Genomic DNA, 26,680 nt, shown 5'->3' on the forward strand with positions numbered 1-26,680 from the left:
GGGATCCCGTACCGCGTGGTGTCTGGACCGGGGGGCGAATGGGGAGCGGGACTGCTGAGCGCGTGCAGCGCTATCTGCGACGGCTGGGGGACCTCGACGACGTCCGTGAGCTCTTCTCAGAGTTGAACTACGAGCCGGTAGCCGCGGCGCCCCTCTCTCGCCGCGATTGGCCTGACGAGGTGCAGCGGGATCTGGCGGACGACCCCTGCATCATCGCCCGCCACGGCGAGTTCCAGATCATCTACTCCCGGCTCGCCTCGCCCCAGCTCCGGCGCGGAACCGAGCGTGCCGTCGTCGATCGCCTGCTCCCCCAGTTCCGCTACGCGCTCTTCGTCTTCTCCGACTTCGACGCCTCCGACTGGCGCTTCATCAATGTCAAGTACGACGACCGCACGCGGCGTCGCGTCCTGCGCCGCTACACGATCGGTCCCGACGAGCGCTTCGGCAATCGGCTCCGCACCATCAGTGAGCGGCTGGCTCTGGTCGCGCTTGAGGACGACGAGTTGCCGCGCCTGGCCCAGGCGCCGCTGGAGATCCAGCGCCGCTACGACGAGGCGTTCGACGTCGAGGCGGTCACCAGGGAGTTCTACCGGGAGTATCGCCGCGTCTTCGAGGCGGTCGAGGGCAGCATCGGCGGGTTCGGTTCCGAACAGGAGCGGCGGCGCCTCTTCACCCAGCGCCTCTTCAACCGGCTGATGTTCATCGCCTTTATTCAGAAGAAGGGGTGGCTGCGGCTCGACGGGCAGCACGGTAACGAATACCTGTCGGCGCTGTGGACGACCTACCGGGCCGCGCGCGACCGGGGCGACGCGGCCAACTTCTACGAGGAGCGCCTGAAGCTGCTCTTCGCCCAGCTCAACACGCCGCACGGCCACGACGGCCGGCACGCCAACCGGGGCAGCGTCGTTCAACAGTGGATCGGCGATGTGCCGTACCTCAACGGTGGCCTCTTCCACCAGGACGACGACGACATGCGGTCAGACATCGTCGTGCCGGACGAGAGCATCCACCTCATCCTGCGGGATCTCTTCGACCGCTTCAACTTCACGATCACCGAGAGCACGCCGCTCGACGTCGAGGTCGCGGTTGACCCCGAGATGCTCGGCAAGGTCTTCGAGGAGCTGGTCACCGGGCGGCACGAGTCGGGCAGCTACTACACGCCCAAGCCGATCGTCGCCTTTATGTGCCGCGAGGCGCTGAAGGGTTACCTCGGCTCGATCCTGCCGGCCGAGCCGGCGGCCGCGATCGAGCGGTTCGTGGAGGAGCACGACCCGGGCGGGCTGCGCGACCCGGAGGCGGTGCTCGACGCGCTGCGGCGGGTGCGCGTCTGCGATCCGGCGGTCGGTAGCGGGGCCTACCTACTGGGCATGCTGCACGAGCTGCTGGACCTGCGCCAGTCGCTGTTCCAGGCGCAGCGTCTCGACCCGATCTCGACCTACCAGCGGAAGCTGGAGATCCTCCGGAACAACCTGTACGGGGTGGACCTGGACCCGTTCGCGGTCAACATCGCCCAGCTGCGGCTCTGGCTGTCGCTGGCGGTCGAGTTCGAGGGATCAGAGCCGCAGCCGTTGCCGAACCTCGACTTCAAGATCGAGCAGGGCGACAGCATCCTCGGCGCGGCGCCGCCGTCGCTGGAGCACGACCCGATGCGGTTGAGGCTGATCGAGGTCCTCGCGGGTCTCAAGGCTGATTACCTGACGGCCGACTCGAGCCAGAAGCGGCGGCTGGCACCAGAGATCGAGAAGACTGAGGCGCAGATCGCGACCCTCACCCCGCATGCTGCTACCGGCAACGGGTTCAATTGGGCTGTCAAGTTCGCCGAGGTCTTCGTCGACGGCGGGTTCGACGTCATCCTGGCCAACCCGCCCTATGTCCGGCAGGAGTTGATCCGGGACATCAAACCGGCGCTCAAGCGGGTGTACGGCCCGCTCTACTCCGGCACGGCCGACCTCTACGTCTACTTCTACTACCGCGCGCTCCAACTCCTGCGACCGCGGGGCATGCTCGCCTTCATCAGCAGCAACAAGTGGTTCCGGGCTAACTACGGCAAGAAGCTCCGTGCCCACATCGCCGAGGCGGCGGCGGTGCGCAGCATCACCGACTTCGGGGACCTGCCGGTCTTCGAGTCGGCCACGGCATACCCGATGATCTTCGTCGCCGAGAAGGGCGGGGTGCCGGGGACGACGCACTACACCGAGGTGCCGTCGCTCGACCCGCCGTACCCCGACGTGCGGGCGGTGATCCACGAGTACGGGCAGGCCCTCCCGGAGGGCGCGCTGGCCGGGGAGGACTGGACGCTGGCCGACGCCGCGACCGCGAAGCGCATCCAGGTGATGACCGCTGGAGGCACGACCCTGGGCGAGTACGTGCGGGGGCAGATCTATCGTGGCGTTGTGACCGGCTACAACAAGGCGTTCGTGATCGACGGGCGGAAGCGGGCGGAGTTGATCGCCGCCGACCCGAAGAGCGCGGAGATCATCAAGCCGCTCGTCGTCGGCCGGGACATCGCCCGGTGGCGGGTCAACTATCAGGATCGGTGGTTGATCGTCACCGAGATCGGCGTCGATATCGCGCGCTATCCGGCCATCTTCGCGCACCTCAGCCAATGGCAGCCGCAGCTAGAGAAGCGGTGGGATAAGGGGAATCATTGGTGGGAGCTCCGCGCCTGCGCCTACTACAATGCGTTTGAGGCGCCGAAGATCGTGTTCCCTGACATTGCCAAGGAACCCCGGTTTGCGATTGACACGTCGAGGTCATTCACTGGCGACACTACGGCGCTTATTCCAACGGAAGACCTGTACCTGTTGGGCGTGCTCAACTCCCAAGTTGCGCTCCACTTGATGGATCAGATCAGTCCGACGATCCGGGGCGGGTTCTATCGATACAAACCGCAGTACGTGCGACAGATCCCCATCGCTCATCCGTCGCCGTCGGACCGCACAGCTATTGAAGGTTTGGTCGAGAAGATCCTTGCTCAGCCGCAGGGAGCGGAGATATCCGAGCTAGAAGCCGAGATCGATGCCCGCGTCGCGCGGCTGTACGGTCTACCGAGTGGGAGGTGAGGAGTGGTCACGCACGCGCACACCAACGTCTCCGCCGCCTTCGATATCCTGCTCGAAGCCATGGATGAGGAGATCGCGGGCATCAACCGGGCGGTCACGGAGGCGCTGGGGCACGGCGACTATGCCCGGGCGAGGGAGCTCGTCGGCCTGGCGGAGCGGAAGGTAGGGATGCGCGAGCAGCTCTTGGCCTTCCGTGGGGAATGGGAAGGCGTGCCGGCCGCGCGTGTCGAGACGAATGGGCGGTCGACGCGCGCTCCGCGACGCAATCTTGGGCGCGTTGGCCCAGGGCTCCGAACTCGTGAGGAGGCGTTCTACCTCCCTATTCTGCAGACTCTGGATGAGATGGGTGGTGTGGCGCGAGCGTCTGAGGCGCTGGAGCGCGTCAAGGAGCGCATGGAGCACGTGCTGAAGCCTGCGGACCTGGACCCTCTTCCGTCCGACCCGAACATGCCACGATGGCGCAACAGCGCACTCTGGGCGCGGCATTACATGGCCAAAGAGGGGCTGGTGAAGTCTGACACTCCCCACGGCATTTGGGAGATCAGCGAGCAGGGGCGCGAGTATCTCCGGCGGGCACGAGAGCAAGGGCAGGGGGCGTGACGGCGCACGACATCATCGACAACCGGCACGAGCGGCTGGTCGACCACATCCTCGCTATCCTGCCGCAGGCCGCGCGCGCAAGGTTCGCCGTCGGCTACTTCTTCCTGTCCGGCCTGGAGGCGCTCGGTGCCAGCCTCGACGCGATCGGGGAGCTGCGCCTGCTGATCGGCAACACCTCGAACCGGGAGACGATCGAGCAGCTCAGCGAGGCGTACCGCCGCCTGGATCTGGTCCAGGAGCGGGCCGAGGAGATGCGCCTGGCCCGCCGGGCCGACCACCGGGCGCGCGCCCGCGAGACGGCGGACAACCTGCGCCAGACGATCGGCGTGATGGATCAGACCGACGCCGGGGAGGAGCTGGTTCACACGCTCATCCGCATGGTCGAGGAGCAGCGGCTGAAGGTCCGTGTCTACACCCGCGGCCGGCTCCATGCCAAGGCGTACATCTTCGACTGGACCAACCCGACTCCCGGCAACCGGGGTATCGCCATCGTCGGCTCCAGCAACCTCACCCTCGCCGGGATCCAGGACAACACCGAGCTGAATGTTCTGGTCCATGACAACGGCAACCCGCTTGACCCTAGCCAGGGGAACCATGCGAAGCTCGTCGCCTGGTTCGAGGAGCTGTGGGAAGAGGCGCAGGACTTCGACGAGCTTTTGATGACCGAGCTGCGCCAGTCGTGGGCCGGCCGGCTGGCGACGCCCTACGACGTCTACATGAAGACCCTCTACACCCTGGTCCGCGACCGGCTGGAGGGGGAGGAGCAGCGGACGCTGCTCGGGGAGGACGAGATCACCCGCTCGCTGGCCGACTTCCAGGAGGTCGCGGTGCGGCAGGCGATCCGTATGATCCGGGAGTACGGCGGGTGCTTCGTGGCCGACGTGGTGGGTCTGGGCAAGAGCTTCGTCGGTGCGGCGATCGTGAAGTACTTCGAGCGGGCCGAGGGCCGGCGGGCGCTGATCATCTGCCCCAAGGCGCTCAAAGAGATGTGGGACGAGTACAACGAGCGGTTTCACCTCAATGCGCACGTGGTCCCGATGAGCATGCTCCTGGAGGGGGATCGCGGCGTGGACCTGCTCCACGACGTGCAGTACCGCGAGCGGGACTTTGTGCTGATCGATGAGAGTCACAACTTCCGCCACAGCGACACGCAGCGGTACCGCGTGCTCCAGTCGTTTATCGCGGCAGACCCGGAGCGGCGTGTCTGCCTGCTGACCGCGACGCCACGCAATAGCCGTGCGCTGGATGTCTACCACCAGATCAAGCTCTTCCACCACGACGAGGTGCCGCGCATGCCGATCGACGCGCCGACCCTGCGCGCGTTCTTCAATCGGATCGGCGATGGCCCGGGGGCGGACGGTACGAACACAGCGCGCTTGCAAGACCTGCTGCGGCATATCCTGATCCGGCGCACCCGCCGAAGCGTGCTGCGTTGGTACGGCTACGCCGACGACACCGGACAGCCGCTCAGCGCGTTGAGCGAGTCTGAGGCCGCGGCGTACCTCGACGGCCGTGATGGTCGCCGGGCCTACATCCAGGTTGCCGGCCGGCGCCAGTATTTCCCTCGCCGCGAGCTGGAGACGCTGCGGTACAGCATCGAAGACACGTACAACGGTCTCTACGAGACGATCCGTGGTTATCTAGGCCGGCCAGGGCGCGGGCGGGAAGTTGCGATCGCGGAGCGTGCCGAGGCACCCGCCGAGCTGACCTACGCCCGCTACGGGCTCTACAACTACGTGCGCCCGGAGAAGCGCGACCAGGCTCCCTACACCGACTTGCAGCGGGCCGGGCGGAATCTGCGCGGCTTGATCCGGACGATGCTCTTCAAGCGGTTTGAGTCGAGCGTCGCGGCGTTCCGGCAGACGCTGGAGCGCATGGTGCAGACGCAGACGGCCTTCCTGGCCGCGCTCGACGCCGGGATCGTACCGGCCGGCGAGCCGGCCGAGCGCCTGCTGGGCCGGGCGGATGCCATCGGCGACGATCTGGTCGACGCGCTGGCCGCGGTCTCACGGAGCTACCGGGCGGAGGACTTCGATGTCGAGCGGCTCCGGCGGCACATTGAGGCCGATGTGCGCCTCCTGCGCACCATGCTCGACCTCGTCGCGCCGATCAGGCCCGAGCGGGACGACAAGCTGCGGGTGCTCCGGCGGCGGCTGGAGACCGCCCCGATCGCCGGGAAGAAGTGCCTGATCTTCACCCAGTACGCCGACACGGCGGTCTACCTCTACGAGAACCTGAACCGCGGCGGCGCGCGGGCCGACATCGAGGTGATCTATGGCGACGACAAGAGCAAGTCCCGCATCGTCGCCCGCTTCGCGCCACGGGCCAACCCCCATCTGCAGCAGCGCGAGGGGGAGCCGGAGATCCAGATCCTGATCGCGACCGACGTGCTGGCCGAGGGGCTCAACATGCAGGACTGCGACGTGGTCATCAACTACGACCTGCACTGGAACCCGGTGCGGCTGATCCAGCGCTTCGGCCGGATCGACCGGATCGGCTCCGAGCACGCCGTCATCTGGGGGTGCAACTTCCTGCCGGAGCGAGGGATCGAGCGCAACCTGCGGCTGACCGAGGTGCTGCGGAACCGTATTCAGGAGATCCACGAGACGATCGGGGAGGACGCCGCGATTCTCGACCGGTCCGAACAGATCAACCCCGAGGCGATGTACGCCATCTACGAGGGGAACACCAGCGCGCTCTCACGCTATGAGGACGACCCCGAGGAGGCATCGTACGTCGACCTCAATGAGGCGGAGGAGATGTTCCGGCGCCTGCGTCAGGACGATCCCGACGAGTTCCGACGTATCGCCGACCTGCGTGACGGCATCCGGGCGGGTATGCCGTCGCAGGAGAAAGGGTGCTTCGTCTTTTGCCAGGCCGGGTCTTTCCAGCAGTTGGTCCTCGTCGACGAAGCGGGCAACGAGATCACCCGCGACATCGGTCGCGTGCTTGCCGCCATCCGCGCCACCCCGGAGACTCCCGGTCTCTCCAGGCTCCCGTCGGGACACAACGATCGGGTGATGGCGGTGAAACGCCGCTTCGAGCAGGACGTGCGCTACCGACGGACGCAGCAGGAGCACACCGGGTCCCGCTCGGTCGCCCAGGACTGGGTGTTGCGGCAGCTCCGGGAACTTTATGCCGAGACCAGTGACGAAGGGCTGCGGGAAAAGATCAACATGCTGGAGCGAGCCTTCAGCATCTCACCGACGGCGGCAGTACGCCGGGAGCTCGGCACCCTACGGCGCGACGGTATTGCCGGCCTTCGGCTTATCGACAATCTCATCACGATCTACCACCGCCACCGCCTGCAGGACCGCCTCGAACAGTCTCAACGCCCCGACGGCGTGCCTGACATCCCGCACGTCGTCTGCAGTATGGCGCTGGCGTGAGGCATGTTGCGCATCAGAAGCACCGGAACTTGCTGGCTCACGTTCCCCAGGGGCATGGACGTCCCCCCTCTCCCACAAGGGGAGAGGGGCCGGGGGTGAGGGGTAACCCCACCTCACGCCGCCACGACCAGCGCCGTGAGGTACATGATCGCGATGCCGGCGGTGACGCCGGTGAGGGAGGTCCAGTCGAGGAGCGGGGCGCGGCGGTCGGCGCCGGTGAGGAGCCGGGCGACCTCGACGACGACCTGCGCGATGGCGCCGATGCCGATGGCCAGGAAGAGCGTGGCCCAGAGGGGACTGAACGCGAACCCGCCGATCCAGACCCCGGCGATGGCCGGCCCGCCGGCCAGGAGCGCCAGCCGCGCGAAGTGGGTCAGGCGCGGGCGTTCGCGCAGGATCGGCGCGGCGATGCCGACGCCCTCGGTGACGTTGTGGAGCGTGAAGCCGGCGATCAGGAAGACGCCCAGCGCGACCTCGCCCAGCGCGAAGGCCGCGCCGATGGCCAGCCCCTCGCCGAGGTTGTGCAGCCCGATGCCGAGCGCGATGCGGTAGGCGACATCCAGCCCGCGCCGCGGCGCGCCTTCCGGACGGCGCGCCAGGGTCATCAGCAGCAGGAAGGTGAGCAGCGCCACCACCGGGACGAGGAGCGGCCCGCTCAGTGCCCCGGGCACCCGCGCCGCCGTTTCCTGCGCCTCTTCGAACATGTCGATCGCCAGGAAGAGCAGCAGCCCCACCGTGAGTGCCAGCAGGAAGCGCATCCCGCGCCGGCCGAGCTGGCGCAGGGCGGGGTACCAGAGGAGCCCGATCGCCACCGGCACCACGCCGACGTAGAACCCGATCAACCCCAGCCGCACGAAGGTGCTCGCCTGCGGCGCGGGCGACTGCACCGCGACCGGTACCTCGGCCTCGAAGCGCACCCCGTTGCGCGACAGGAGGGTGATGGTGTGCGCCTCGCCCTCGACCCACGGATAGGGGATCGCGATGGTGGCCGCGTCGAGCCGGCCGAGCGTCTGGGATGGCTCCATGGTGAAGGCCCAGTAGGCGTCGTCCACCAGCACCTGGGCGATGGTGACCGGGTCGGGGCCGTCGTTGACCACCTCGAGCTGGATCATCCCCGGCGCGGGCAGGGTGACCCGCTGGATGCTGAGGGCCTCGATCGGCGGCACATCACGCCGGGTCAGCCCACCGCCGGTAGCGATGATCGCCGCGAGCACCGCCGCCAGCAGCACCAACGGCACCAGCGCGAGCACGACCCGTCGCGCGCTCCACCGCGACTCGGCCCGCTGCTCCACCCGCTCCGCGCGTGCCATGGTGCTGTCCCTTCGAGCGCGTCATGCGTCATACGTCATACGTCATACGTCATGCGTCAGCCGTACTGCGTATTGCGTGTTCCGTTGTTCTCCCCTCTCCCCGGGTGGGCTCCGTCCGAGAGGGGCCTGGGGTGAGGGGGACGTATGACGGATGACGCATGACGCTACCTCACCTCAAACAAGCTGCTCCAGCCCAGCTCGGCGAACTCCGACTGGTGGGCGTGGAACATGTACAGGCCCGGCTCGTGCTCCTGGTACGAGAACTCCAGGATCCCGCGCTGCGCCTGGCACTGCATGACCGTGTCGATCCGGCGCAGCGTCGGCTCCAGGGTGGTGCCGTGGTCGTAGTAGTCGAAGAAGTTCGCGTGCAGGTGCAGCGAGTTGACCGGGTCGAACTCCGTGATGTTGATCAGGTAGACCCGGATCGGCCGGGTCCGGTCCACCGGGATCGGGTGCTTCATATAGTGGAAGGCCACGGTGTTGACGGCGTAGACCTCGTTCTCGCCGTCGAAGTCGGTGTCGAAGGCGTTCATCACCATCACGAACTCCTGCCACGCGGCCGACTCGGGGTAGTCGGGGTGGCGGGCGCGTGCGGCCTCACCGTGGCGCGCCGGGTCGGGGTTGATGATGAAGGCGCCGTAGAGCCCCTTCGCGATGTGCTTCTTCAGCGGCATGCTGTGGCAGTGGTAAAGGTGGCAGCCGAACGGCTCCGCCCGGAACTCGTAGGTGAACGCCTCGCCGGGCTCGATATCGCCGCGGCCGATCCCCGGCACCCCATCCATGGCGGCGGTGTGGATGCCGTGGAAGTGGATCGTGTGCGGGTGGCTCCCGGCGTTGACGAAGTTGACGCGGACGAGGTCTCCCTCGTTGCAGCGCAGGGTCGGGCCGGGCACCTGACCGTTGTAGGTCCAGGCCGGGAAGAAAACCCCCGGCGCGATCTCGATCTCCTTGTCGAAGGCGGTCAGGGTGAACTCCCGCACGGTCTGTCCATCCGCGCCCACGCTGACGGTGCCGTAGTCGAACGCGGTAAGGAAGGCCGACGGGTCGTAGCCCATCGCGGCGGTGTCGACATCCCCCACCGTCATCGCCGGGCCGTGCGGGGTCGCCGCGTGGTTGTCGGTGTGGCTCTCAGCGTGGGACGTGTGGTCGTGATCGCGGCCGGGCGAGCGCGTGCCGAGCCAGCCAAGCCCGCCGACCGCCGCGCTCAGCGAGCCGGCCCGTAGGAACTGTCGTCGTGAGAGCCACCGCTCGCCCATACCCTCGCTCCATTATGTCGCCTTCCCAGCATGAACTGTGCCGTGGATAATTTCAAGTGTAGCTATGGCTAAATTTCGGGAGGTGTGGGGGGTGAGGGCCGTCTTCGGTATCCGACAACCCTGATCGCTGCATCGAACTTGACATCTCTTACAGTCTGCTGCATCGTGGGGCCGGACGGTGAGACGCGGAGGTGCGCGATGGTAGCAGCGGTCGTGATCACGGCAACGCCGGAGCTGGAAGCGACTGAGCCGCGCATCCACGACGCGCTGCGGCGTTTTCAGGAGCGCCTGAACGCGCTCCAGCCGTCCGAAATGGAGGCGGTCATCGAGGCTGCCACGCGCGCTCTGAGCCAGTCCGAGGAGCCGGTGCCCCCGATCGTCGACGCGCTCAGCGGCGGGCGGCGTCCCACCGCGGCCGAGCGTGTCGAGGCGGAGATCGATGTTCTGATGCGGTCGTTTGCTCGCCGTCGGGAACTGCTGGCTGGCGCGCTGACCGCGTCGCAGGTCGCGCGGTTGCTCGGCACTTCGCGCCAGACACCGCATGACCGACTCGCCGCCGGCACGTTGCTCGCCGTCATGGATCAAGGCGCCTGGCGCTTCCCGGCCTGGCAGTTCGACCCCGAGGGTGACAACGGGGTCGTCCCCGGGCTGCCCGAGGTGATCCGCGCGCTGCGCGTCTCCCCCATCGCCAAGATGAGCTGGCTCACGCGCCCCAACCCGATGCTCGACGGCGATACCCCGCTGGCCCGCCTCAAGGCCGGGCAGGTCGAGCAGGTCGTTGCCCTGGCGCGCGCGGTGGGTGCCGACTGAGGTGGTGCGGGTCGCTCTCCCACCGCCCAACCGGCCCATCGCCCCCTGTTTCCACGAGATCCCTGCCGGGGCGCGGCTCGTCCGCATCTTCGACCCGACGCGCCGGAACCAGACGGCGCTGACCTTTCGGTCGTACGGTCCCCTCAAGCGCTTCGACCATCACCGCGGCCGGGAGCCGGACCGCGCCGCTTCCTGGGAGGGCGTGGCGGACATTCACCTGTTCCTCAGCGCCACCTCGGTCGCTAGTCCGTAGCAGAACGGCTGGTTGATGCTTTGCTTGATCGAGTACGTCTCCCTAGCCAGCCAAGATGTCCAGACACCCAATCCTCAGTCTCCAGCCATCGACAGTGCCTCGTTCTATGCTTCGCTGTACACGTCGACTGCGGACTCGCAGATTTTGGCCCACGCATCTAACCGATCCTCGACCCAGCGCTCAAGGTCACCACTAGTCGGAACCCGGAAGGACGCAATACGTGCGGGAGTTAACTTTCGACCGTAGTTGAAGCGCCAGCGTTCCAACCGGATCGCCGCTGCCGCCACCACAAGTCCGGCCAAGGGTACGTCTACGTCAGGTTTCGGAAGGAGAACTAGACAGTCATCGTTTACCGCACAGGGCTCGGTTTGAACGAACGCCTCACCGATGCTACCGGTCTGAGCGACGGTGATGAAGGGCGGTTCAATCAACGGACGGAAGGTGAGCCAGCCGTAACAACCGTTGTACTCCTCTGTGGGCGAAATGATTAGAGAGTCACCAGGAGGGATCCCTTCTCGACTGTGAAGTTCCTTCATTCCGTAGTAGATATCGAACATGCCGCCGATCGTTCCAGGTTCGGCTGGGAGGTTCGACGCATTGGACCGTTTCGCGTCACTCAACAGGTTTCGGTATGGATGGACATCGATTTCTCCGTTGGCGATGGCCTTCCGTTGGGTTGCTACTTCTCTCGCATAGCGGATGTAGAATGATGTCCATCGACGGAGTAGTTCGTCGATACTAGTCCGAAGTTCATCTTCGTCAGGCGGTGCCGACGGAATGTATGCCCCCGGCGCCCACTCGTCTCCTGGCTGTATCGCGGCGACACCGGAGAACCCTGGGATCACTCTCTTGTTGACGATCGCGTCCACGGTATCTGGTACCTGATTGCGGCCGTCACTCCGAGGAACTCGGATCCCTTTCTTCAGTGTAAGCCCGTCGTAATGAAGTCTCACAAAGGCGGTTTCGCGCCTCGCATCATGTGGAATCCCTTTCTCAAGCAAGACGACGGTAGTGGTTGCAGAGGCATACGGTTGGAACAGTTCGTCTGGAAGTTGGACTACGCCCAGCAGAGTGTTGTGGGTCAGAATTTGCTTTCTCCAGCCGGCGTTCTCCTTTTTCACGGTTAGGCTGGTCGGAAGTATGACGGCTATCCTGCCTCGCAGTCTTAGCGCTTCGAGCGCCCGCTCCACAAAGCGTTCGGGAGGCACATCCGTCTTCTTGTGAGGAAATGGTGGGTTCATGAGAGCTATATCACATGCGTTTACGGGATAGTCTGTTGCTGTGAAGCAGTCCTCCTTACGGATTCCCGTCTTCCCGTCACCGCGCAACAACATGTTGGCCACCGCCAACGCGGCCGTGACAGGTTCAGATTCGTAGCCAATAAGCTTCTCGCGGACAAGCTCTATAGCATCCTCATACCGTAAGCTCGACTGGTCGTACGCTCGCTGCATTGCCGCGATCAAGAATCCGCCGGTGCCACAGGCTGGATCAATGACCACGTCAGAGGGAGTCGACTCGCACAAGTCCGCCATCATTCGTGCAATGTGGCGCGGTGTAAAATATTGACCAATAGTGTTGCCGCCGGTGTAGCGGAAGAACGTCTCATACAGCTGTCCCAAGTAGTCATGCGCAAAGGAGGAAGTTGCAACATTGAGCTTTTCAAGTGTCGACAGAACACGCCACGCGGACGCAGCAAGCTTTGCGTTAGCCTCATCGACGTGCAGACTGCGCGCAAGCTCCGGTTTGCCCGCGTCCTTGAATGCTTCCTCGCAGGCCGCGTTGATGTCACGGAGCACGTAGCGAGGATCTCTCCGCAGGTTCCCTTTCGTGTGCCAAAGTGCGAGCATCATGGCACCCACGTAGGCGGGACGGAACTCGTCCTTGATGTTAGCTTCGCGCAGGATCCTGTTGATGAGGTCTGCACGCTCTGCAAGCACTTCTGGGTCAGGAATGACGGGAGCGAGATCCATCAGTGTCGGCGATGACAGAAGCGAATCAACGTCCGCGGGCGTTGGAATCCACGAAATTGGATTGTTTTCGTACTTGACAGGCTTCCATTCGCCGAGGTGAAACTTGAGCACTCCTACGCGAATAGTGGTGTTCTCTTGGCCAGAAACCCCGACAGCGAGTACAGGATGGCCCGCCTCTAAGCACGCGGCGCCGTAGATTTCTGATGCTTCGTGCAGGGCTTGTGGTAAGGCGTCTTCCTTCGCTTTGGTTTCTATGACCATCACTGGGCGCACTGTTGGTCCTGAGGTAACCACTAGGAAGTCCGGGAAGGCATCGCCCTTCCCGGTCTTGCTTCGACCCCTAAAGATGTCTGCCAACTCTGGGAAAGACTTGTATTCGTTCTGGCGGATCACGCGGCCTCTTGGAGGGCGGCTAGTAGGCCACCCTTGAATCTCAAGGAGATCCTCCGCAACAGCTTCTGTTCTCACTTCCGAGAGATGGCTGTTCATCCGCCATGGACCTTTCACTGTAAGTCCCAGAGACTCGATCTTCTACGTTGTTACCCTAGACCGTATAATACCGGCGTCTCCGAGAAGTGGGCCAGTGGACGACGTAAACGGGCGGCTGGCAATCCGGCCGCGATCGTGAGGGATCATCGTCTAGACGGTCGGCGAACAGGATAGGTTCCGAGGACGAGACGTCGATCGGGGTGGCTCGGGCAGGGCCTTAGTACCACGATGACGGATGCGAATCCAGGGTGTCAGGATGCCCGTTAACTGCCTACGGGCTGGGTGGGACACGATTTCCGGCCAACCGGGGATCGCTACGCCGCCCCTACCCCACCAACGCCTCCTGGGCCACGCGCATGCCTTCGCCGGTCAGGGTCAGCGCCTGGCCGTGGCGGTGGATGAGGCCGCGGCGTTCGGCGCGGTGGATGACCTGGGCGGCGAAGTCGGGATCCCAGCGGAGGTGCTCCTGGAGGTGGTCGACGCGGCTCTCGGTGGCGGCGTCGGGCGTGTCGCGGTGGTTGAAGAGGTGGATGGCGAGCATGGTCTGGGCGAACTCCCAGCGCTGCGCAGCCCGGCGGCGGGCGGCGGCGATCACGCCCCGCTGGGGGGCGAAGAGGCAGGCGGCGCCGAAGAGGAGCCCGGCCACCGTGGCCATCGACCCGGCGATTGAGGCGTCGAGCCAGTGGGCCAGCCAGTAGCCGCCGATGGCTGCCACCGCGCCGGTGAGCGCGCCGAGGCCGAGCATGACCGGCAGCCGATCGGTCAGGAGGTAGGCGGTCGCCGGGGGCGCGATCATCAGCGCCACGACCAGGATTGAGCCGACCGCCTCGAAGGCCCCGACGGCGGTGACCGACACCAGCGACATCAAAATGTAGTGGACCACGGCCGGGGTGAAGCCGAGCGCGGCTGCCAGCCCGGCGTCGAAGGTGACGAGCTTCAGTTCCTTGTAGAGCAGGCCGATGACGACGACGTTCAGCGCCAGGATGCCGCCCATCAGGTAGAGCGCGCGGGGGCCGAGATCCCAGCCGGCCACGATGAACCGGTCGAAGGGGGCGAAGGCCAGTTCGCCGAGGAGGACGGCGTCGGTGTCGAGGTGGACGTTGCCGGCGTAGCGGGCGATCAGCAGCACCGCGGCGCTGAAGAGCACCGGGAAGACCAGGCCGATCGCGGCGTCCTCCCGCACCCGGCCGGTGCGGTTCAGCAGTTCGACCAGGCTCACGGTCACGACGCCGGTCAGGGTGGCGCCGACGATCAGGAGCGGGGACGCCAGGTCCTCGGTGATGAAGAAGGCGAGGACGATGCCGATCAGGATGGCGTGGCTGATGGCGTCGCTCATGAGCGCCATGCGGCGCAGCACCAGGAACGTGCCGGGCAGGGCGCAGGCCGCCGCGACGACGACGGCGATGAGCTGGATCTCGATCTGGGGCGCGCTCACGGGATCACCTCCCCCTCCACCTGCAGGCGCCGCCGGTTACGCCGCTGGCGCAGCGCGTTCCACACGATGCCCCGGTTGGGTGCGAAGCAGAGGGAGATCAGCACCAGGGCGCTGGCGCAGAGGACGATGAGCGGGCCGGTCGGAAGCCGGGCAGCGGTGCTGCTGATGACCGCGCCGCTGACGCCCGCCAGCGCGCCGAAGCCCCCGGCGAGGGCGATCATCAGCCCCAGCCGGTCGGTCCACTGGCGCGCCGCGGCGGCCGGGGCGACCACCAGCGCGCTCATCAGCACCACGCCGACCATCTGCAGGCCGACCACGATGGCGATGACCAGCAGGGTGGTCAGGAGGACGTCGAGCGCGCGGATCGGGAAGCCCAGGGTGCGGCCGAACTCCGGGTCGAAGCTCAGGAGCTTCAGCTCCTTCCAGAAGAGGAGCATGAGGAGCAGGGCCACCCCGCCGAGCGCGGCCATGGTGACGACGTCCTGGGCCAGGATCGTCGCGGCCTGGCCGAAGAGGAACTTGTCGAGGCCCGCCTGGGTCGCGTCCTCCCGCTTCTGGATAAAGGTCAGCAGCACCAGGCCGATGCCGAAGAAGACCGAGAGGATGATGCCGAGGGCGCTGTCGAACTTGACGCGGGTGGTGCGCACGACGCCCATGACGAGCAGGGTGCCGAGCCATCCGGCCACGGCGGCGCCGAGGACGAGCACCAGCGGCGCCTTGCTCCCGGTCAGGAGGAAGGCGAGGGCGATGCCGGGGAGCGCGGCGTGGGAGATGGCGTCGCCCAGGAGGCTCTGCCGCCGGAGCACGGCGTAGGAGCCGAGGGTGCCGCTGACGATGCCGAGGATGGCGGCGCCGAGCGCGACGGTGCGCAGGGTGTAGTCGAACAGCAGGTCGTGGAGCAGGTCCGGCATGGGGGCGCTACTCCTCCCCGCCTGCCACGGCCGCGACGGTGCCGTCCTGGCCGGGCTGGCCCAGGAAGGCGATGTGGCCGCCGTAGGTGCGCCGCAGCAGCTCGGGGGTGAAGACCTCCTCGACCGGACCGCTGGCGATCTTGCGCACGTTGAGCAGCGTCACCCAGTCGAAGTACTCGGGCACGGTCTGGAGGTCGTGGTGCACGACGACGACCGTCTTGCCGGCCGAGCGCAGGTCGCGCAGCAGCCCGACGATGGTCCGCTCGGTAGTGGCGTCGACGCCCTGGAAGGGCTCGTCCATCAGGTAGATGGCGGCGTCCTGCACCAGGGCGCGGGCCAGGAAGACGCGCTGCTGCTGGCCGCCGGAGAGCTGGCTGATCTGCCGGCCGGCGAAGTCGCGCATGCCCACCTGCTCCAGGGCGTCGAGCGCGGCCTGCCGCTCTCGCTGGCCCGGGCGGCGGATCCAGCCGAGCGCGCCGTAGCGGCCCATCATCACGACGTCGAGAACGCTGGTCGGGAAGTCCCAGTCGACGCTGCCGCGTTGGGGCACGTAGGCGACCCGGCGGCGCACCTCCGCCAGCGGCTTGCCCTCGATGCGCACCTGCCCGGCGACGACCGGCACCAGCCCGAGGATGGCCTTGATCAGCGTCGTCTTGCCGGCGCCGTTCGGTCCGACGATCGCCATCAGCACGCCGCCAGGGACATCGAGGTCCACATCCCAGAGGACGGCGCGGTCCTGGTAGGCGACGGTCAGGTCGCGGACGGTGATCGGGTGCGCGGTGGCGGTGGTGGTTGCGAGCATCGATCTGGGTCCTTTCCGTCGTGGATCAGGCGTCATGCGTCATACGTCACCCGTGTTGCGCGATGCGTGTTCCGTGTTCCGTGTTTCGTTGTTCTCCCCTCTCCCCTGGTGGGCTCCGTCCGAGAGGGGCCGGGGGTGAGGGGACGCGGGACGGAACACGCAACACGGAGCACGGAATACGCAATACGCATGACGCCTACTCCCCCTCCAGCGCCGCGACGATGGTGTCGATGTTGTGGCGGACCATGCCGATGTAGGTGCCGGCCGGTGTGCCGGGGCTGCCCATCGCGTCGGAGTAGAGCTGCCCGCCGACCGCGACCTCGAAGCCGCGGGCGCGGACCGCCGCCTGCACCGCCTCGATGGCACGCGGTGAGACGGAGGACTCGACGAACATGGCCCGGATGCGGCGTTCGACGATGAAGTCCGCCAGCTCCTGGACGTCGGCGGTGCCGGCCTCGGTGGCGGTGCTGATACCCTGCAGGCCGCGGACTTCGAACCCGTAGGCGCGGCCGAAGTAGTTGAAGGCATCGTGCGCGGTGATCAAGACCCGCTGCTGCGGCGGGATGCGCTCGGCCTGGGCCGTGACGTAGGCGTGCAGATCGGCCAGTTCCGCCAGGTAGCGGTCGGCGTTGGCGCGGTAGAGGTCGGCGCTGCCGGGGTCGAGGTCGATCAGCGCGTCGCGCACAGCCTCGACCGTGTACATCCAGAGGGAGACATCGAACCAGACGTGGGGGTCGAAGGCCCCGGCGAAGGCCGGTGGAGCGAGGAGCAGGTCGCGCGGGATGCCGTCGGTCACCGCGACGGTTCGGGTGCGGCCCTGCATCCGCTCGAACACCTCGGCCATCTTGGCCTCCAGGTGCAGGCCGTTGTAGAAGACGATGTCGGCCTCGGCCAGGCGGATCACGTCCCCCTCGCTGGCCTTATAGAGGTGCGGGTCCACTCCGGGACCCATCAGCCCGACGACCGTGACCCGCTCGCCGCCGACCTGCTCGACCACGTCGGCGATCATGCCGATGGTGGCGACGGCGCGCACCTGCCGCCCCTCCACGTCCACCTGCGCGGCTCCGCTGGCCACGCGGCCGCACCCGCTGAGGAGGAGGGCAGCGATCAGAGCCAGTGCCAGCCAGCGGCGATGCGTCATCCGGTCTCGTTGCCTCCCTGGTTCGGCGCCGGGTACGTCGCGGCGCCCCCTGTTTCACACGATCACCAGTCTAATTTAGTCATAAGCCCTTGTCAATATTAGACACAGCTAAATTCGGCGGTCGGCGGCCCGGCCGGTGCCCCGGCTCCGGCGCTGTGCGAGAATGCCGGCTGGGCGCGAATGGCGCTGTGAGCAGTCAGCCACAGCATGTGCACTATTGCTCCGCGCATCCTGTCATGCTGAGCGAAGCGAAGGATCTCCTATTGGAGCGACCGACCCAACCGAGATCCGTCACTCTGCTCGGGACGACAGGATGCGGGGCGACATGCTGAGCGTGAGGCAAAGGAGAGGATCACCATGGCGGAGATCAAGCGGCTGGCGGACCTGCACTGGCCCGACGTCCGGGCGCTCCTGGATTCCGGGACGCGCACGGTGGTGACGGCGGCCGGGTCGATGGAGCAGCATGGCCCGCAGTTGCCGTTTCAGACCGACACGCTGCTCGGCACCGTCCTGGCCGAGGCGGTGGCGGAACGGCTGGGCAACGTGCTGGTCGGCCCGACCATCCCGTTCGGCGTCTCGGAGCACCACATGGCCTTCCCCGGCACGATCACGCTCGACACGGCCACTTTCAAGGCGGTGGTGCGGCACTACGTGGCGAGCCTGGCGCACCATGGGTTCACGACCGTCATCGTGATCCCGAGCCACGGCGGCAACTTTGCCCCGCTGCGGGAGCTGGAGGAGGAGACCGGCGGGCAAATCGGCGGCGCGCGCTACCTGCCCTACACCGACCTGATGGCGTTCATGAAGCCCATGGAGGAGATTGCGGCGCAGGACGGCATCACGCCGCAGGTGGCGGGCGCGCACGCGGGTGAGGCCGAGACCTCGATGGTGTTGGCAGCCCGGCCGGACCTGGTGGACATGAGCCAGGCGGCCGAGGGCTTCGTCGGCACGTTCGATGCAGGCGCCGCCCAACTGATCTTCGAGCGCGGGATGACCGCCTTGACCGCGAACGGCATCCTGGGCGATGCCCGCCCGGCCGATGCTGCCCGCGGCGAGCGCTACATCGCCGCCCTGGCTGACATGCTGGCGGCCTACTTCCGCGAGCGGATGTAGGACGTATTGCGTGTTGCGTATTGCGTGGTGCGTGTTCCGTGTTGCGTTGCACGTGGCTAGGCAAATGCTCCTCGCTCCTGGCAGCACCGGGACGGAGTCGCCAGAGGGCGAGCGACCACTACGCAGTACGCACCACGAAACACGCTACACGCATCACGCATCACGCATCACGCCGGGTGTCGGTCGGCCGGGCGGCCGGGGTCTACCCAGCCGTGCTGGATGGCGAAGAGCACGGCTTGGAGCCGGTCGCGCACGTGGAGCTTGTGGAACAGGCGGCTCATGTGGTTCTTGACCGTCTGCTCGGAGATGAAGAGCGCCTCGGCGATCTCCCGGTTCGACAGCCCCCGCACCATGCAGTCGAGGATCTCGACCTCTCGCGTGGAGAGCGGGAGGGCCGCCGCGTCCCGGGCCGGCGCAGCCCGTGGCTGAGCGCAGACCCGGTCAAGCGTCGCCAGCAGTTCCTTGTTGGTGCTCCTCTTGGTGATGTAGGCGTCCGCGCCGGCCGTGCGCGCGGCGCGGACGTTCCCCTCGTCGGCGCTCCTGGCGAGCATGACAACCCGCGGCGCGTTGCGGCGCCGCTTCAGCACGGTCGTGAGTTGCACGCCGGTGACACCCGGCAGATGGAGGTCGAGCAGCACCAGCCGGACCTGGTGCTGCTCGATCTGTGCCAGTGCCTCGTACGCGCTTGATGCTTCCCCGACGACGGTATATGCGCCACTCTCTTCAAGGAGGCGGCGCAGCCCGCGGCGGTAGAGCGCATGATCGTCGACAAGGAGCACGCGTCGCCGGCTCGGAGATGTACGTCGGTCCATAGTGCGATCCCCTCCCTTCCCGTCGTGGCAGCGCATCGTTCCCAGCGCTGGCGACCTCGGGTTGCTGGATCTCGCACGGTCATGCAACGACGTGATCCGGATTCGCAAGAGAGCGTATCAGTTGTTGCCGTTCCGGTATATCACCGAGAACTGCATTGTGGATGAGAGAATGTTCATCTGGACGGTGTGCGGGAACCGGCGCGCGTGCGCGGCGCAGCGGCCGATCCCGGCGGGCTGCGAGATCGCGCTATGCACCCCCGCGTCATGCCCGTCCGGCCGGGGATTCCGGCGCCGATCCGGGCCCCCGCACGTTGACGCGGTATCTGCCGGGGGGTACAGTTGCCGCGGATCGCCGAATATCGACGCGGCGCAGCCGGCCGGGTTGCCCGCGGGTGCCGGGAGACGGATGTATGTCAGTCGTTGTTCGCGACGGGATCAAGGATCGAGCGGGACTTGAGCGCAAGCTCGCCATCGACACTTACAACGTCGACCCGACCCGCGCCCACATCCGCATCATCGACCCCGACGTCTGCCTCCAGTGCGAGCGCCAGCAGTGCGTCAACTGTTGCCCGGCGGCATGCTACACCCCTCAGCCGGACGGGCGGGTCCTGTTCTCCTACGAGGGCTGCGTCGAGTGCGGCACCTGCCGGATCGTCTGCTACGAGTTCGACAACATCGAGTGGACCTACCCCCGCGGCGGCTTCGGCATCCAGTACCGGTACGGGTGATACCCCGCCATTCCCAGCGCATCGGCAAGCGGCGGCCGAGGCCGCCGTTTTTCGTGCCGGACGGGGCGCGGGGAGGGGCCGCGCGCGGCACGTGCCCGGGGCTGAAGCCGCCGGGCTCACAACGAAAGCCGGCTGAAGCCGGCTGGGGACATCGGACTCAGATCCCGGAGATGTGGTGTCCGCCGGTCGGTGACTGCCCGGGGGTTCACCCCCGGTCTGACACGGCGACGTCCACTGAAGGGACTGAAGAAGCTGAATCCGGTGGGTGGCCGGATCGGGTCCGCCGACATGTAGGTATCACAACCCCTTCAGTGGGCTTACCCTGTATTCAGCCCGGCTGCTTTAGCCCCGGGCACATGCCGGGCGGCGGCACCCAACGCCGGGATGTGAACGCAGTTATCCTAGCCGGCTTTAGCCGGCTTTTCTTGTGAGCCCGGAGGGTTCCCCCGGGCCCCGACCACGGCGCGGATTCCTCCTACCACGCTGCGGACCGCGATAGCCCTAGGTCCTCACCGCGGTGCCGAATCCTCTTACCACCCCGCCCCGGGCACGCGCCACCGCCGTAGTCTCGGCCGCCGCGCCCTGCCCGGTCCGCCCCGGCGCGGGGTGGGTGGTAGACTAGGAGAGCGAAGGCTGGGCTGTGAAGCGGCCCGGCATCGGTCGCCAGCCGGGAAGGACGCCCCCTGTGTATTGGACCCGCAAGCATGTCTTGATCTGTACCGCGCAGCACTGCAACCAGAAGGGTGCGCAGGCGGTCGCCGGTCGGCTCCGCATTGAGCTCAAGCGTAAGGGGCTCGATGTCGACGTCCTGGCCAACACCTGCGACTCGATCGACATCTGCGACATCGGGCCCAATATCGTCGTCTATCCCGACCGGATCATCTACCACGGGGTCAAGACGTCGGACATTCCGGAGCTGGTCGAGTCGCTCCGCCCCGGCGGCAAGCCGGTGGAGCGTCTCCTGCTGAAGCCCTACGAGGGGGAGGAGCAGGCCCGCCGCGAGATCTACGAGGCGGCGGTGCGGGCCGAGCCGATCTCTCCCGAGGACTTCCTGGCGCTGGCACAGGCGCACGGCTGGGACGAGTCCTGGGTCAACGAGCAGGCGCGGCGCGGGTTCATCGCTCGCAAGCAGATCGATGACCGGCCGGTGATCATGGTCACCAGCAAGGCGCGGCAGCGCTACGGGATCGTGGGGGAACCGTCCGAGGAGGCCGCCGGGACCTGAGGACGCGGCACGAGGAAACAGGTGTGATGGGAGAACCCAAGGAGGTCATCCGGAACCCCGAGCCGGATGATGTCCCGTCCGAGCCGGGGGGCGCCCCGTCCCCCGCTTCCACCGAGTCGACCTCGTCCTCCGAGCCGAGTAAGCCTCGCTTCGCTCACCCCGCCGAGGCGGAGTTCGCCGCCTTCCTGGACTTCTACCGCATTCGCTGGGAGTACGAGCCCAAGGCCTTCCCCCTGCGCTGGCGGGACGGCCGGGTGGCCGAGATGTTCCGCCCCGACTTCTACCTGCCCGAGCAGGATCTTTACGTCGAGTTGACCACGATGCGGCAGAGCCTGGTCACGCGGAAGAACCGCAAGGTGCGGCGGCTGCGCCAGCTCTACCCGAACATCAACATCGTGCTCCTCTACCGCAAGGACTTCCACGAGCTGCTCTCCCGCTTCGGGTACGGCTCGGTGCACATCACGTCGCTGCGGCCCGATCAGATCGAGCGGGTGCTGCTGAGCGCCGCCGAGATCCAGGGGCGGGTCGCGGAGCTGGGCCAGCAGATCTCGGCCGACTACGCCGGGGAGTCGATCCTGCTGGTGGGCGTGCTCAAGGGGATCACCTTCTTCCTGGCTGATCTGTCTCGCGCGATCACTCGGCCGCTGGCTATCGACTACCTCCAACTGGCACACACCGGCGAGGGGGTCCATATCACCAAAGATCTTGACCTGGACGTGCGCGGGCAGCACGTGCTCCTGGTTGAGGACATCGTGAACACCGGGGTGTCGGTCGACTTCGTGCTGCGCACCTTGCGGGAGCGCGAGCCCGCCAGCCTGCGGGTCTGCACCCTGCTCGACAAGGCCGAGCGGCGTCTGGTGCCGGTGCCGGTGGACTACGTGGGCTTCACCATCCCCAACGAGTTCGTGGTCGGCTACGGGCTCGACTACCGCGAGCTCTACCGCAACCTCCCCTTCCTCTGTGTGCTCAAGCGCGAGGTGTACGAAGAGGCTTTGCCGGGGGAGTGAGGAGTCCTACGTCATCCGTCATCCGCCCCCTCACCCCCGACCCCTCTCGGACGGAGCCCATCAGGGGAGAGGGGAGTAGGACGGAACACGGAACACGCAACCCGCATCATCGTATCAGCACCATCAACAGCACCTGGGCGAGGACGATCTTGGCGACGGTGGCGATGGGGTAAACCGCCGCGTAGCCGACGTTCGGCAGTTCATTGTCGGTCTGCTCCAGCGCGAAGCCGAGGACGGCCGGCTGGGTGTGGATGCCGGCCACCATCCCGATCAGCACCCCCATTGGGATGCGGAGCAGCCGGTAGCCGACCCAGAGGGCGAGGAATGCCGTCGTCGTGGTGACAACGACACCGGCTGCGAAGAGCAAGAGGCCGCTCCGCTCGACGATGGTGGTGACGAAGGGGTGGCCGGCGCGGGTGCCGACTCCCGCCAGGAAGAAGATCAGCCCCATCTGGCGGATCGTCAGGTTCGCCGAGTAGGGCAGGCTCCAGACGAGCGGCCCGGTCCGTTCCAGTGACCCGAGCACCAGCGCCACGATCAAGGGGCCGCCGGCCAGCCCGAGCGTGAAACTGAGGCCGCCGGGCAACGGGATCGGCACCAGTCCCAGCAGCAGCCCCAGCGCCAGTCCCAGGCCGAAGGTGAGGATGTCGATCTCGCTGAGGGCGCGGTAGGAGTCGCCCAGGAAGCGGCTGACCGCGTCCATGTTCGACCGCGCGGTGACGACGCGCACGCGGTCGCCCGGCTCCAGCACCGTGTCGCCGCTGGGCAGGAAGTCGACGTCGCCGCGCCGGACGCGCGTGATCACGGCGCCGAACTGCTGCGGGAGGTTGAGGTCGCGGAGCCGGTGGCCGACGACCTTGGGGTTGGAGACGAAGATGCGGCGGAAGTCGAGCTCGTGGCGTGCGAGGTCGAGTTGCTCATTGCTCGTCTCGCCCAGGGCGGCGGTGACCCGCTCCAATTCCTCCTCGGTGCCGACGGCGGTGATGAGGTCGCCGGGCGCGAGGAGGGTGTCGGCCGTGACCAGGCGGGTTTCCTGTCCATGCCGGTAGCGCCCGAACACCACGTCCCAGCCGTGGCGTTGGACCAGGGTCGCGATCGGGACATCAGTCGCCTCCGGCCGGGTGACGCGGATGGTGCGGTTGGTTAGGCGGCTCTCGACTGCGGGGAGGTCCGGCATGGCCCGCGCCTCGGTCGCGTAGTCGATGCGCCAGAGGCGGCGGACCAGCAGGATCGCCAGGATCACCCCGACGACGCCCATCGGGTAGGTGACCGAGTAGGCGACCACCGGCTCGGCGAGGATCTGATCGATCGGGCCGGGGGGCGGGTTGAGCCGCAGATAGTCGAGCACCGCGGCCAGTGCCGGGGTGTTGGTGACGCTCCCGGCGAAGAGGCCGGCCGTGTGCGCCGCGCTGAGATCGAGGAGCACGTAGGCTCCGGTCGAGAGGACGGCGGCGAAGGCGAGCACGCCGGCCGCGAAGAGATTGTCCCGGGGGCCTCTGCGACGGAGGGCACTGAAGAAGCCGCGACCGCTGCTCAGGCCGATGGTGTAGACGAAGAGCACGAGGCCGAGGTTGTAGATGATCTCCGGGAGCTGGAGGTCGGGGTCGAGCGCCCCGACGGCGAGCCCCGCGAACAAGACCGCCGCCACGCCGAGACTCACCCCGGCGACCGTGATGCGCCCGATCGGGTAGCCGATCGCCGCGACCACGAACAAGAGCAGCAGCGGATTGTCGCGCAAGAGATCGATCATCGGTCCCCCAATGCTTGAAGTGCCGCGCCGTGTCTTGCCGGGCGGTCAGTGCTGACCAGATACCGGCATGGCGCGTGCCGGGGGTGTGATGCGTTATGCGTCATGCGTCATGCGTGATACGTGTTCCGTGCTGCGTGTTGCGTGTTCCTCCCCTTTCCCCTGGTGGGCTCCGTCCGAGAGGGGCCGGGGGTGAGGGGGACGCACGACGAATGACGCATGACGCACCACGCACCCCTGTCACACCGCGCCGCCCTGTCTCGTCTCCTGGGTGAAGGTCGGACACGACACGGACAGGAGAGACCGATGACGAAGGAGCGGACGCAGGAGGTCGTGATCCTGGGCGGGGGCTATGCCGGGCTGATGGCGGCCGTTCGGCTGGCGAATCGCCGAGTGCCGTCGCGGGTCACGCTGGTGGATGCGAAGGCGGAGTTCCCGGAGCGCATCCGGCTGCACCAGGTCGCGGCCGGTCAGCAGCTCCGGCGACGGTCGATCCCCGAGCTGCTGCGCGGCACCGGGGTGGAGTTCATGCAGGGGCGGGCGAGCGAGCTCGACCCGGAGGCCCAACTCGTCGCCGTGCAGACGCGCGATGGCCAGCGGACGTTGCGCTACGACTGGCTCCTCTACGCGCTCGGCAGCCAGGTGGATCTGTCCCCCATCCCAGGGCTGCACCAGCACACGCTGGCGCTCGACGATCGCTCCACCGCCAAGGATCTGGCGGCCCGGCTCGAGCGGCTGGGCGACGGGCGGGTTCTGATCGTCGGTGGCGGATTGACCGGCATCGAGGCTGCGGTCGAGCTGGCCGAGCGGTTCCCGCGCCTCGCAATCGAACTGGTGACGGCCGGTGCGCTCGGTGAGGATCTGTCCCCGGCGGGGGCGGCACACATCCGGCGGGTGTTTGAGCGGCACGGGATTGCGCTGCGCGAGCACGCGCGGATTGAGGAGATCCAGGAGGGCGTCGCTCGCCTCGCGGGCGGCGAGCGCATCCCGTTCGACATCTGCCTGTGGGCCGGTGGGTTCCGTGCGCCGGGCCTGGCGGCGCGGGCCGGGTTGCCGACCAACGAGCGGGGGCAGGTCATCGTCGATCGGACGCTGCAGGTACCTGGGCATCCGGAGATCCTGGTCGCCGGGGACGCCGCGCTGGCGCCCGGACCAGGCGGCAAGCCGCTGCGGATGTCCTGCGCCGCCGGGCAGCCGATGGGCGCGCACGCCGGTGACACGCTGGCCCGGCTGATCCGTGGGCAGGAGCCCGAGCCGTTCCGCTTCAGCTACATCCTCCGCTGCATCAGCCTCGGCCGGCACGATGGGCTGATCCAGTTTGTCGCATCCGACGACACGCCGCGTGATCGGGTGCTGACGGGTCGGGCCGCGGCGGTGGTGAAAGAGGCGATCTGCCGCTATACACTCACGAGCGTCGAGGCGGAGCGACGCCTGCGCCTCCCGCTTTACTGGTGGCTGCGGCCGACGGAAACCGCGAGCTACGCGCTGCCGGCCGGCGCGCGGACGGGAGTGACGACTGATGTGTAATCCGGGCGAGCCGGAGCGCCGCGAGGACACGGCCGCGGAGCGGCTGGACGCCTTCACGGCGCACCGGCCGCTCCTCTTCTCTATCGCCTACCGGATGCTCGGCAGCGTCATGGATGCCGAGGACATGATCCAGGAGGCGTTCCTGCGCTGGCTGCGTGCCCCGGCCGGCGAGGTCGCCTCGCCGAAGGCGTACCTGACGACGACCATCACCCGGCTCTGCATCGATCACCTGCGCTCGGCCCGCGTGCGCCGCGAGCAGTACGTCGGCCCCTGGCTGCCCGAGCCGCTGCTGACCGCGTCGTATCCGGACATCGCGGAGACCGCCGCGCAGCGGGAGTCGATCTCCCTGGCCTTCCTCGTCATGCTGGAGCGGCTGGAGCCGGTAGAGCGGGCTGTCTTCCTGCTGCGAGAGGTCTTCGACTACGACTACGCTGAGATCGCGCCGATCGTTGACAAGACCCCGACCAACTGCCGGCAGATCGTGCGCCGGGCACGGGAGCGAATCGCGGACGAGCGCCGCCGGGTCGAGGTGCCGCCGGAGCGCCAGGAGGCGTTGATCGACGCGTTCTTGGGCGCCTGCGCCAACGGCGACCTGCCGGGGCTGCTCACGCTGCTGGCCGACGACATCACGATGTGGACCGACGGCGGGCCGCATGCCCGCGCCGCGCGCCGGCCGATCGTGGGTGCGGACCGCGTGGCGCGCTTCAGCATCGGCGTCACGCCGCGCATCCCGCCGGGTACCACGGCACACCACGTCGAGATCAACGGCCAGCCCGGCGTGGTGCTCTACGCCGGTGGAGAGCCGCACACCGCCTTCGTGGTCGACCTGGTCGGAGATCGGATCCACCGGATCTGGATGGTGCTCAACCCCGACAAACTGCGCCACCTGCCACGAGGCACGGCCCTCGCCTCCTAGCCAGCGCCGGAGAACGAATCCCTCCACGCCGCCGGGCGGTGCCCACGTGCCGCCCGGCTTGGGTCGGGAGGACGCACGGGGTGCTGCTCGTGGCGCATGCAGCGAGCGGCGGCAGGTGGGATGACCGGATCTCGGCGGAAGCCAGTTCTTACTATGGTAGGATGTGCTCGCGGTTCG

Annotated in this window: 20 protein-coding genes; 11 read left to right on the forward strand and 9 right to left on the reverse strand. The window is 67.3% G+C overall.

What is annotated here, in order from left to right:
- Positions 1-38 precede the first annotated feature (38 nt).
- Genes STHE_RS15730 through STHE_RS15740 form a run of 3 tightly spaced genes read left to right on the forward strand, consistent with a single transcriptional unit; the run spans position 39 to position 7,051 of the window.
- Positions 39-3,062 (forward strand): Eco57I restriction-modification methylase domain-containing protein, encoded by a 3,024-nt coding sequence (locus STHE_RS15730; RefSeq protein WP_012873580.1) that lies wholly within the window; start codon positions 39-41, stop codon positions 3,060-3,062.
- Positions 3,063-3,065: 3 nt separating this feature from the next.
- On the forward strand, positions 3,066-3,662 hold the full coding sequence (locus tag STHE_RS15735) for a winged helix-turn-helix domain-containing protein (protein WP_012873581.1): 597 nt from the start codon (positions 3,066-3,068) through the stop codon (positions 3,660-3,662).
- Entirely contained in the window at positions 3,659-7,051 is a 3,393-nt protein-coding gene (locus STHE_RS15740) for a helicase-related protein (protein ID WP_012873582.1), read from the forward strand. The genes STHE_RS15735 and STHE_RS15740 overlap by 4 nt, the downstream gene beginning before the upstream one ends.
- Positions 7,052-7,164: 113 nt before the next feature.
- Here the strand turns inward: STHE_RS15740 and STHE_RS15745 are convergent, their stop codons facing one another.
- Positions 7,165-8,361, reverse strand: coding sequence for a ZIP family metal transporter (locus tag STHE_RS15745; protein ID WP_012873583.1), 1,197 nt, complete (start codon positions 8,359-8,361; stop codon positions 7,165-7,167).
- A gap of 164 nt (positions 8,362-8,525) precedes the next feature.
- Positions 8,526-9,617, reverse strand: coding sequence for a multicopper oxidase domain-containing protein (locus STHE_RS15750; protein WP_012873584.1), 1,092 nt, complete (start codon positions 9,615-9,617; stop codon positions 8,526-8,528).
- A 198-nt stretch (positions 9,618-9,815) separates the two neighbouring features.
- On the opposite strand from STHE_RS15750, the gene STHE_RS15755 reads away from it, so the two are divergent.
- Together STHE_RS15755 and STHE_RS19155 are read left to right on the forward strand one after the other, a co-directional pair.
- Complete coding sequence (locus STHE_RS15755; RefSeq protein ID WP_012873585.1) at positions 9,816-10,427, forward strand: MerR family transcriptional regulator; 612 nt, start codon at positions 9,816-9,818, stop codon at positions 10,425-10,427.
- Position 10,428: 1 nt separating this feature from the next.
- Complete coding sequence (locus STHE_RS19155) at positions 10,429-10,680, forward strand: hypothetical protein (protein WP_012873586.1); 252 nt, start codon at positions 10,429-10,431, stop codon at positions 10,678-10,680.
- Between the two features lie 104 nt (positions 10,681-10,784).
- Here STHE_RS19155 and STHE_RS18620 read toward each other — a convergent pair whose 3' ends face one another.
- The 5 genes from STHE_RS18620 to STHE_RS15780 form a co-directional block, all read right to left on the reverse strand.
- Positions 10,785-13,139 carry an N-6 DNA methylase gene (locus STHE_RS18620; protein WP_148220131.1) on the reverse strand — a complete coding sequence of 785 codons (2,355 nt, stop codon included), beginning with the start codon at positions 13,137-13,139 and terminating at the stop codon, positions 10,785-10,787.
- A gap of 325 nt (positions 13,140-13,464) precedes the next feature.
- Positions 13,465-14,574 carry a metal ABC transporter permease gene (locus STHE_RS15765; protein WP_012873588.1) on the reverse strand — a complete coding sequence of 370 codons (1,110 nt, stop codon included), beginning with the start codon at positions 14,572-14,574 and terminating at the stop codon, positions 13,465-13,467.
- Positions 14,571-15,485 (reverse strand): metal ABC transporter permease, encoded by a 915-nt coding sequence (locus STHE_RS15770; protein ID WP_012873589.1) that lies wholly within the window; start codon positions 15,483-15,485, stop codon positions 14,571-14,573. Before STHE_RS15770 ends, STHE_RS15765 begins: the two co-directional genes overlap by 4 nt.
- Positions 15,486-15,492: 7 nt before the next feature.
- Positions 15,493-16,287 carry a metal ABC transporter ATP-binding protein gene (locus STHE_RS15775; RefSeq protein WP_012873590.1) on the reverse strand — a complete coding sequence of 265 codons (795 nt, stop codon included), beginning with the start codon at positions 16,285-16,287 and terminating at the stop codon, positions 15,493-15,495.
- A 196-nt stretch (positions 16,288-16,483) separates the two neighbouring features.
- Positions 16,484-17,428 (reverse strand): metal ABC transporter solute-binding protein, Zn/Mn family, encoded by a 945-nt coding sequence (locus tag STHE_RS15780; protein ID WP_012873591.1) that lies wholly within the window; start codon positions 17,426-17,428, stop codon positions 16,484-16,486.
- Positions 17,429-17,785: 357 nt separating this feature from the next.
- Here STHE_RS15780 and STHE_RS15785 point away from each other — a divergent pair, with 357 nt between their 5' ends.
- The gene (locus STHE_RS15785) at positions 17,786-18,541 is read left to right on the forward strand and encodes a creatininase family protein (RefSeq protein ID WP_012873592.1); all 756 of its coding nucleotides are present in this window, start codon (positions 17,786-17,788) and stop codon (positions 18,539-18,541) included.
- Between the two features lie 167 nt (positions 18,542-18,708).
- On the opposite strand, the gene STHE_RS15790 is transcribed toward STHE_RS15785, so the two are convergent.
- Positions 18,709-19,353, reverse strand: coding sequence for a response regulator transcription factor (locus STHE_RS15790; RefSeq protein WP_012873593.1), 645 nt, complete (start codon positions 19,351-19,353; stop codon positions 18,709-18,711).
- Between the two features lie 410 nt (positions 19,354-19,763).
- On the opposite strand from STHE_RS15790, the gene STHE_RS15795 reads away from it, so the two are divergent.
- From STHE_RS15795 to hpt, 3 genes are all read left to right on the forward strand, one after another.
- Entirely contained in the window at positions 19,764-20,081 is a 318-nt protein-coding gene (locus tag STHE_RS15795; RefSeq protein ID WP_012873594.1) for a ferredoxin family protein, read from the forward strand.
- Positions 20,082-20,766: 685 nt separating this feature from the next.
- Positions 20,767-21,306 carry a (2Fe-2S) ferredoxin domain-containing protein gene (locus STHE_RS15800; protein WP_012873595.1) on the forward strand — a complete coding sequence of 180 codons (540 nt, stop codon included), beginning with the start codon at positions 20,767-20,769 and terminating at the stop codon, positions 21,304-21,306.
- A 26-nt stretch (positions 21,307-21,332) separates the two neighbouring features.
- Positions 21,333-22,313, forward strand: coding sequence for a hypoxanthine phosphoribosyltransferase (gene hpt / locus STHE_RS19625; protein ID WP_012873596.1), 981 nt, complete (start codon positions 21,333-21,335; stop codon positions 22,311-22,313).
- A 106-nt stretch (positions 22,314-22,419) separates the two neighbouring features.
- On the opposite strand, the gene STHE_RS15815 is transcribed toward hpt, so the two are convergent.
- Complete coding sequence (locus tag STHE_RS15815; protein WP_012873597.1) at positions 22,420-24,063, reverse strand: aspartate:alanine exchanger family transporter; 1,644 nt, start codon at positions 24,061-24,063, stop codon at positions 22,420-22,422.
- A gap of 303 nt (positions 24,064-24,366) precedes the next feature.
- Between STHE_RS15815 and STHE_RS15820 the strand changes: the two genes are divergently transcribed.
- Together STHE_RS15820 and STHE_RS15825 are read left to right on the forward strand one after the other, a co-directional pair.
- Positions 24,367-25,587: an NAD(P)/FAD-dependent oxidoreductase gene (locus STHE_RS15820; RefSeq protein ID WP_012873598.1), complete on the forward strand. Its 1,221-nt coding sequence runs from the start codon at positions 24,367-24,369 to the stop codon at positions 25,585-25,587.
- Positions 25,580-26,503: an RNA polymerase sigma-70 factor gene (locus tag STHE_RS15825; RefSeq protein ID WP_012873599.1), complete on the forward strand. Its 924-nt coding sequence runs from the start codon at positions 25,580-25,582 to the stop codon at positions 26,501-26,503. The genes STHE_RS15820 and STHE_RS15825 overlap by 8 nt, the downstream gene beginning before the upstream one ends.
- Positions 26,504-26,680 lie beyond the last annotated feature (177 nt).

Origin of the sequence: Sphaerobacter thermophilus DSM 20745 (assembly GCF_000024985.1) — a bacterium.
Classification (GTDB): domain Bacteria; phylum Chloroflexota; class Chloroflexia; order Thermomicrobiales; family Thermomicrobiaceae; genus Sphaerobacter; species Sphaerobacter thermophilus.